Annotated in this window: 8 protein-coding genes; 2 read left to right on the top strand and 6 right to left on the bottom strand. The window is 70.2% G+C overall.

Annotated features, from left to right (window positions below; genetic code table 11):
- The 5 genes from AB0915_RS05990 to AB0915_RS05970 form a co-directional block, all read right to left on the bottom strand.
- The coding region (locus tag AB0915_RS05990; protein WP_366689894.1) for an ATP-grasp domain-containing protein at positions 1–829 on the bottom strand (829 nt) is incomplete at its 3' end.
- Complete coding sequence (locus AB0915_RS05985; protein ID WP_366689893.1) at positions 826–1176, bottom strand: cupin domain-containing protein; 351 nt, start codon at positions 1174–1176, stop codon at positions 826–828. The genes AB0915_RS05990 and AB0915_RS05985, both read right to left, overlap by 4 nt.
- Positions 1173–2558 (bottom strand): SidA/IucD/PvdA family monooxygenase, encoded by a 1386-nt coding sequence (locus tag AB0915_RS05980; RefSeq protein ID WP_366689892.1) that lies wholly within the window; start codon positions 2556–2558, stop codon positions 1173–1175. Before AB0915_RS05980 ends, AB0915_RS05985 begins: the two co-directional genes overlap by 4 nt.
- A gap of 301 nt (positions 2559–2859) precedes the next feature.
- Positions 2860–3666, bottom strand: a complete 807-nt coding sequence (locus tag AB0915_RS05975; RefSeq protein WP_366689891.1) for an HAD family hydrolase — start codon at positions 3664–3666, stop codon at positions 2860–2862.
- Between the two features lie 221 nt (positions 3667–3887).
- Positions 3888–4337: a VOC family protein gene (locus AB0915_RS05970; protein WP_366689890.1), complete on the bottom strand. Its 450-nt coding sequence runs from the start codon at positions 4335–4337 to the stop codon at positions 3888–3890.
- A 22-nt stretch (positions 4338–4359) separates the two neighbouring features.
- Here AB0915_RS05970 and AB0915_RS05965 point away from each other — a divergent pair, with 22 nt between their 5' ends.
- A complete protein-coding gene (locus AB0915_RS05965; protein WP_366689889.1) occupies positions 4360–4980 on the top strand; it encodes an ABATE domain-containing protein in 621 nt (206 codons plus the stop codon).
- Positions 4981–5156: 176 nt separating this feature from the next.
- Positions 5157–5981 (top strand): SAM-dependent methyltransferase, encoded by an 825-nt coding sequence (locus AB0915_RS05960; protein WP_366689888.1) that lies wholly within the window; start codon positions 5157–5159, stop codon positions 5979–5981.
- Positions 5982–6574: 593 nt separating this feature from the next.
- Here the strand turns inward: AB0915_RS05960 and AB0915_RS05955 are convergent.
- Positions 6575–7720: FAD-dependent monooxygenase (locus AB0915_RS05955; RefSeq protein WP_366689887.1), on the bottom strand; the 1146-nt coding region annotated here is incomplete at its 5' end.

Here is a 7720-nt window from a genome sequence, read left to right as displayed (position 1 = left end):
GCCAGCACTCGACGTGGAAGATCCCGCTGGTCACGCCGAGCGCCTTCAGGGCCCGGGCGGCCTCCTCCCCGATGTCGTCGTGCTGTCCCTGCGGCAGTCTTACGGGGGTGACATGGCCGGCCTCCACGAAGGTGCCCTCGGCCAGCAGCTTGCGGGTGATGGCGAGCACTCGAGGACTGCCCCCGGTCACCATTCCCTCGATGCTGAACTCCGGCCCGGAGACGAATTCTTCGACCAGAACCACGTCGGTACCGCCACCGCCACCGCCGCTGCGCGCCAGAGCCAGCGCGTCCACGGCCTGGCGGGCATGCGCCACCAGCACGACACCGGCGCTGCCCGCCGCATCACGCGGTTTGACCACGACGGGTCCGCCGTGTGCTTCCAGGAAGCCGACGATTTCCTCGGCGGACGAGCACAGGGCGAGAGCGGGCTGCCGGAACCCCTGCGCGCGGAGCACCTCCCGGCACCGGTCCTTGCTCCGCACCGTCCGTACGAGCTCCGGTGGATTCCCGGCGAGACCGAGCGCCGCCGCCACCGCGGCCACGGCGACCACCGCATACTCGCGAAAGCCCATCACCGCGTCCACCGGGTGATCGCGCCGGTAGTCCAGGGCCCAGGAGACACAGGCCGCGGGATCCGTGTAATCCACGGCGTGTGTCTCGTCCGCGAGCGCCGCGTACTCCGGGGCGGCGGCCAGCGCCTCCGCCGTGTCGGTCACCACGACCCGGCTGCCCCTCGCCCTGATCTGGGTGAGCGCGCGCAGGCTCAGATCACGGCCGTGCCCGGCGTGGACGGGGGCGGCTCCGCCCAGGATCAGCACCGTACTCATGCCGACCACCACACCGAGAAGACGGTCAGCGGGGTACTGCCCGTGCTGCGCACGCGATGTGGGCGGCGGGTGGCGAAGTGGAAGGAGTCGCCGGTACGCACGGGGTGCTGCTGTCCGGCGTACTCCACCGTGCCTTCCCCGCTGCCGACGAACCAGGTCTCCACCACGTCATGAACGTCGATGTCCGTGACGGCGCCCGGGGGGACGACGAAGACGGACGAGGAGAAGGGCGCCGGGATCGCGCCCAGATCGTGCTCGCGCAGCACAATGCCGTCAGGGCCGGGGAACTCCGCGAGCAGAGCCACCGGGCCGCCGGTGGAATCGGCCGCAGCAGTGCGGGAGATCATGAGTCGTCCCTTCCGGACCGAGCGGACCGAGGTGCGTGGGTGGGGAGGAGATCCAGGGCCGAATCGGGCCGGCCGGTCACGTCCGACGCCCGGCTCCAGGCGATTGTGGAGGTGTCCCGGTCCGCCGGATACAGCTCGCGGCCCGCGACCGCGTTGGCGATGACGACATTGCGCCAGGCCATCAGGGACAGGTTGGAGTCGGCCACGCCATGGGTGTGCCTGGCCGCGTTCTGGACGTAGATCCGGCATTCCGCCGGACCGTCGAAGTCGATCGAGTAGTCCTCGCGGACCCGGAAGCCGTCCTCGTCCACCGGAATCAACGTCCGCAATGGCTCCAGGAACTCCGGCAGCCGGTAGTGGTAGCCGGTGGCCAGCACCACGAGGTCGGCGGGTTCCTCCCTGAGGGTGTCGGTGTCCGCGTCGCGCGAGACCACCCGTAGCGGGCCGCTGCCCGTGCCGCCCTCGACGCCGACCACTTCCTGCCCCGGGCACAGGCGGTACGCGCACCGGCCGGGCTCCAGGGTGTCGAGGCGGTACAGCTGCGCATAGATCGCGTCGAGGAGATCGGCCGAGACCCCGTCGCTGGCCAGCCGCTGTTCCTCCATCAACTGCGTGCGGCGGCCGACCGGTAACTCGGTGAAGTGCCGTACGTAACGGGGGAAGAACCACTCGTTGGCGAACGCGGAATCGTCCAGCGGCAGGAAGCCGTCCCGCCGGGTCGACCAGACCAGCGACGCGGGCTGTTCGCGCGCGTCGCCCAGGAGCCAGTGCACGATCTCGGCCCCCGACTGACCGCCCCCGATCACCACCACGCGCCGGCCCCTGGTCGTGGGCCGCTTCCGCATGATCTCGGCCGCGTGGACCACGCGGTCACTGCGCCTTCCGGCGAATCCGGGGACGTAGGGCTCGCGGCCCGTACCGAGGACGAGATTCCTGGTCCGGACGGGATCGCCGGAGCGGCCGCGTACCGCGAACACCCCGTTGTCCAGGCCGATGTCGGTGATCTCGCTGTCAAAGGTGAGCTGCGGCAGCAAGCCGGCGGCCCAGCGGTAGTACTGCTCGAACTCCTGCCGGGCCGTACCCGACCGGGAGGCGATCAGATGCCGGTACAGCCGACCGTGCACGGACAGGAAGTTCAGGAAGGAGAAGCGGGACGTGGGGTCGGCCAGCGTGACCAGATCCTTGAGCGGAGAGACCTGCAGTTGGGCCTCCGGCAGCATGGCGCCGTCGTGCCAGGCGAACGCGGGCCGGCGTTCGAAGAAGCGGGTTTCCACGCTGGGTACCGGATCGAGCAGGGCGGCCAGGCCCAGGTTGGCCGGCCCCACCCCGATGCCGACCAGATCAGCCCACGTGCTCGTTCCCGGGGACCGGGTGCTGCTCACCGGGCCCCTTCCGCCACACACTTTCTCGTCGGCAACGTCGGATGCATGAGTAACAACTCCTCGGAAAAAGGCGGCATTTGCTCCCGCCGTTCAAGATCGATTTGCGGCTCTGAGGAGAGTCTGCCGAGGTGGACGATCATGTGCGTCCTGCAGATCTGTATGAACGCCGGGCCCGCCTGCTCCGGAACGGCGAATTGAGCAGCCAAGATCGTCGCTGCTACTGACGGGCCTCATCGGAGGCTGCGACGGGAGCGCGCTCGTCCGCCAACGTGGCGCAATTAATGGGTGATTGGTGGGCAGCTCAGTCGAACAGCCGCTCCAGCACAACCGCGACCCCGTCCGCCTCGTTCGTCAGCGTCACCTCGTCCGCTGCCGCCTTCAGGTCGGGGTGGGCGTTGGCCATCGCGACGCCGTGCCCGGACCGGCGGAACATCGGCAGGTCGTTGGGCATGTCGCCGAAGGCGATCGTGGCCGCCGGATCCACCCCCAGGGTCTCGGCCGCCAGGGCCAGCCCGGTGCCCTTGTCGACGCCGTACGGCTGGAGTTCGACGGTGTCGGGGCCGGACAGGATGACGGTCGCCAGGTCGCCGACAACCGCGCGGGCCGCGTCCGCGAGTGCGTCGTCCGTCAGGTCGGGGTGGCGGATGAGGGCCTTGATGATCGGCGCCGCCCACAGTTCGTTGCGGTGGTCGACCCGTACGGCGGGCAATGCGGGGTGGGGCATCAGGTACCCCGGCTCGATCAGCGTCCGCCCGTCGGTTCCGTCCTGGTCCACGGCCGCGAAGACCGGCCCGACCTGGGCCTCGATCTTGCCGAGCGCGGTGTCGGCCAGCTCCCGGTCCAAGGTCGCCGCGCGAATGATCTGCCCGGCCCCGGCGTCGTACAGCTGCGTGCCCTGCCCGCAGACCACCGGACCCCGGTACTCCAGCCGTGCGAGCAGGTCCCGTATGCCGGGCACGGGCCGTCCGGTGACCACGATGTGCCGGGCCCCCGCCGCGGCGGCCCGGGCGAGCGCGGCACGGGAGCGGGGGCTCACGGTGTCGTCGCGGCGCAGCAGGGTGCCGTCCAGGTCCGTGGCGACGAGGGCATATATGGGTGGGGTGGGCATGCCATAACCCTAGGGAGATCCGCTTCCGGGCGTACGGCCCTGACCTGCGCGGACGGTCGGGGTTCGAGGGGCGACGGACGGTCCGGCAGGGGCATATGCGCAGGAACTGTGCAGAGCGAGCGGTCTGTCCGGGGTCCAGCCCTCCCATGCCCGCGCCAACGGGTTACGCGTCCCGGTTGCCCGGGCGGCCGCCAGGGACATTCCCTGAGTCTCCGTCATGCTCACTGCACGCAGAACTCGTTGCCCTCCGGATCGGCGAGCACCCACCACGTGCCGCCCGGCTCCTCCACCTTGCGCAGCCGGGTCGCGCCCAGGCCCTCCAGTCGCGCCGCCTCGGCGTCGCGGCGCCCCGGGCCGGCGTGCACGTCCAGGTGAAGCCGGTTCTTTTCCGTCTTCGGCTCCGGTACGCGCTGGAACAGCAGCCGTCGCCCGAGTCCCGTGCCGCTCTCCTCCTCGTGCGGATCGTCCGGGTGACGCGCCGCCGCGAGATCCCGCCAGGCCCGGCGGTCGTGCGACTTGACGGTCACCGCTTCCGGTACGGCTCCGAGCGCCAGCAGCCGTTCAATCAGCGGACTGTTGTCCTCCACGAGATAGCCGAGGGCCTCGGCCCAGAAGTCGGCCTGGGCGTGCGGGTCGGTGGCGTCGATGACGAGCTTCCAGTGGAGAGTCATGGAAACTGTTTATAGTGGTTACATGAGTGAGTCGGCAACGGGCGCGCCGGGACTGGTCCTTCACACCTCCCAGGGGCGTCCGTATCGCTTCGATCCCGGCGCCCTGTGCCTGGAGCTGCTGCCCACCGGCGGGCACAGCACGTATACGCAGTACGAGAAGCTGCACACGCCCGCCGATCTGGTGCGGTGGGCGGGGGAGAGCCGGCTGGCGTCCGGACCGGATCTCGCGGATCTCGCCGTGAGCGATGATGAGCTGGCCCGCGCTCATGAACTCCGCGCCGCACTCTGGCGGTTGACCACGGCCCTGGCGCACGGGCAGGCGGCCGACCCGGCGGACATCGAGGTCGTGAACGCCGTGGCCGCCGCACCGCCGCTCGTGCCCCGCATTGCCGCCGGATCCGGCAGGGAGTGGGCACCCGGGGCCACCGGCAGCGCACTCCTGTCGACCGTCGCCCGCGATGCGGTGGGGCTCTTCACCGGGCCGTACGCCCAACGGATCCGCGAATGCGGCGCCCACAACTGCCTGTTGCTTTTCGTCGACACCTCGCGTCCCGGCAAGCGGCGTTGGTGCGCGATGGAGCGGTGCGGAAACCGTCAGAAGGTACGCGCGCACCGCGCGCGCCATCTCGAAGGGGACGTGTGACATGCCGATAGCTGCGCCGATCACTGTCGCCAGTCCTGAGTCCATGCGCTGGTGATATCCGGCAAAGCCCCACGCATGGCGTGGACTTGGGACTCTCGGAAGCATGCGCACAGAGCTGCGGGGACGTCTAGGTTGGTGAGTGATCGCCTGAACAACGACCCGCAGGAGGCATCCCCGTGTCAGACCGTGACCCCAGACCTGATTCCGCCGCGGAGATACGCGCACGGATCGACACGAGTACGCCGCACTCCGCGCGCTTCTGGAACTACTTCGTGGGCGGCAAGGACAACTACGAGAAGGACCGTGAGCTCGGAGACCACATCAAGGAGATCTTCCCCGGACTCGTCGACGTAGCACTCACGAGTCGTCACTTCCTCGGGCGCGTGGTCCGGCATCTGGCCGGGGAGCAGGGCATCCGTCAGTTCCTGGACATTGGAACCGGTTTGCCGACGGCCGACAACACCCATGAGGTCGCCCAGCGGGTTGCGCCGGATGCGCGGATCGTGTATGTCGACAACGATCCGCTGGTACTGACCCATGCCCGCGCGCTGCTCACCAGCACGCCTGAGGGAGAAACGGCGTATCTCGACGCCAACCTGTATGAGCCCGAGGCCGTCTTGAAGGCCGCCGCGAAGACGCTTGATTTCTCTCAGCCGGTTGCCCTCATGATCCTCAATACTCTTGGCCACGTCGCCGATTACGACCAGGCCAGAGCTCTCGTATCTCAACTCATGGCAGGCCTGCCGTCCGGCAGTTACCTGGTCATCAGCGACTCCACCTCCACCAGTGCAGGCATGATCGCAGCGTCGGAGGCGTACAACTCCAGCGGAGCGATCCCCTACTACGTGCGCAGCATCGAAGAGATCACCGGATTCTTCGACGGCCTCGATCTGGCCGACCCCGGAATCGCCCAGGTCACGCAGTGGCGCCCCGAACCCGGCATCGCGTCTGGCAGCGCGACGTCAGTCGATGCCTACGGCGGGGTGGGCCGCAAGCCGTAGCCCGTCCGGTGACCACGATGTGTCGGGCCCCCGCCGCAGCGGCCCGGGCGAGCGCGGCACGGGAGCGGGGCTCACGGTGTCGTCGCGGCGCAGTCCGGCACACCCCGCAGGGGCGGCCGTACCGATTCGTTCCGGGTGCCCTGTGCCTGGGGCTGCAGCCGTGCGCCTCCGTCAGAACACATGGCGAGCGCGGAGGAACGGGGGCGGTGGCGCGCGTACCGGCAGCGTGTGAGGAATCGGGTGGCCGCCGCGCCGAGCTGAGCCCGGCCGCGGGGAGCTGTCGCCGGCCTGGCTCATCGGGGTGTTGCCCGGATGGACGCCGGCCGGGCGATGTCCTGGACCCCCGGAGCGAGGTCTCCGTTGCCGGGATTGCCCGGGAGGCGGGACCTGGGTCCCGCCGGGCCGAGTCCGGAAGGGTGCACCGCCTGTGCAGTGTCGGCGGAGCGTGCGGTGGGTGTGGCTGCGCAGATGACGGCGGAGACGGCCACGGTGGCGGTCGCCACGCGCAGGAGCGTGCGGGAGTGTCTCTCGAAGTGCCGGGTACGGGTCATAGGTGCTAGAGAAATGTAAGCAGACGGTATGACCGCGCTTACTCATCGGGACACGCGCCGCGATCGCCCCAATGCCGTACGGTCCAGGTGATCCACGACGGCTCCGTGGTCCACGGCCCGCGCGATCAGCGCCACGTAGTTGTCGGGGCGGACCAGGACGAGGGCGTCCTCGGTGATCCCGTACGCCGAGCGGGCGTATCCCTCGTCGTCGATGAGGCCCTCGTGGCCACCGCCGTCCACCGCGTGCACGCGCACCACGTCGCCGTACTCCGCCGCCACCTCCCGCAGTGCCCCCGACGCGCCCGCCCCGAAGCCCAGCAGCGTGAAGTGCGGCCCGGCGAACGTCTCGAACAGGCGGACCCGTGTTCCCGTCCCCGCGTCGCGACACGGGGCGTCCGGGGCGCGGTCGCCCGCCCGCAGCCGGGCGCCGGAACCGTCGGCCGCGCCGTCCCGGGCGAGCGAGCTCCAGCGGTAGTGCCCGTCCAGCCCCATGGTTTCCGCGGCGATCGCCGCGTCCAGTCCGCCGCCCGGCTTCTTGATCGCCTCCAGGGTCGCCCGCAGCCGGTCGGAGGTGAGGTCGAGGGTCCGGGCCGCGACGGGCAGCCGCTCCTCCTCGTACGTGTCGAGCAGGCCCGTACCCGCCCGTCCGGTCACCACGAAGGCGAGCTTCCAGCCCAGGTTGAACGCGTCCTGGATACCGGTGTTCATGCCCAGCCCGCCCGCGATCGCGTGCACATGCGCGGCGTCGCCCGCGAGGAGGACGCGGCCGACCCGGTAGCGGCCCGCCAGGCGCTCGTTGACCCGGTACGTCGACAGCAGGGTGGCGTTCGACAGGCGGGTGCCGGGAAGGCCGGAATGCTTGGCGAAGAGCCGTCGGAAGCTTTCCTGCGAGGGCGGTACGGGGGCCCCGGAGGCGTCCGTCTCGGGCCCGGCCTGGAACCACCAGCCCGACCGGGTGCCCGGGATCGGGCACAACATCACGGCGCCGTCCTCGTCGAACCACTGGTGCCAGATGCCGCGGTCGAGGCCCTCCACCTCGACGTCGCCGCAGACCATCATCTGCTCCTGCGTCGTCCGCCCCTCGAACGGCACTCCGAGCAGCTTGCGCACCGCACTGTGGCCGCCGTCGCAGCCCACCGCGTAGGCCGTCCGGGTCTCGCTGCCGTCGGCGAAGGTGACGGTCACCGC

Source organism: Streptomyces sp. NPDC048411, from assembly GCF_040704695.1.
In the GTDB taxonomy this organism is placed as follows: Bacteria; Actinomycetota; Actinomycetes; order Streptomycetales; family Streptomycetaceae; genus Streptomyces.
The sequence above is the reverse complement of the archived record's forward strand: the minus strand, read 5'-3'. Positions and strand labels throughout refer to the sequence as shown.

Excerpts from the sequence above, each read along its gene's own strand:
- AB0915_RS05985 (WP_366689893.1), bottom strand. The coding sequence starts at position 1,176 with ATGATCTCCCGCACTGCTGCGGCCGATTCCACCGGCGGCCCGGTGGCT.
- AB0915_RS05970 (WP_366689890.1), bottom strand. The coding sequence starts at position 4,337 with ATGACTCTCCACTGGAAGCTCGTCATCGACGCCACCGACCCGCACGCC.
- AB0915_RS05975 (WP_366689891.1), bottom strand. The coding sequence starts at position 3,666 with ATGCCCACCCCACCCATATATGCCCTCGTCGCCACGGACCTGGACGGC.
- AB0915_RS05965 (WP_366689889.1), top strand. The coding sequence starts at position 4,360 with ATGAGTGAGTCGGCAACGGGCGCGCCGGGACTGGTCCTTCACACCTCC.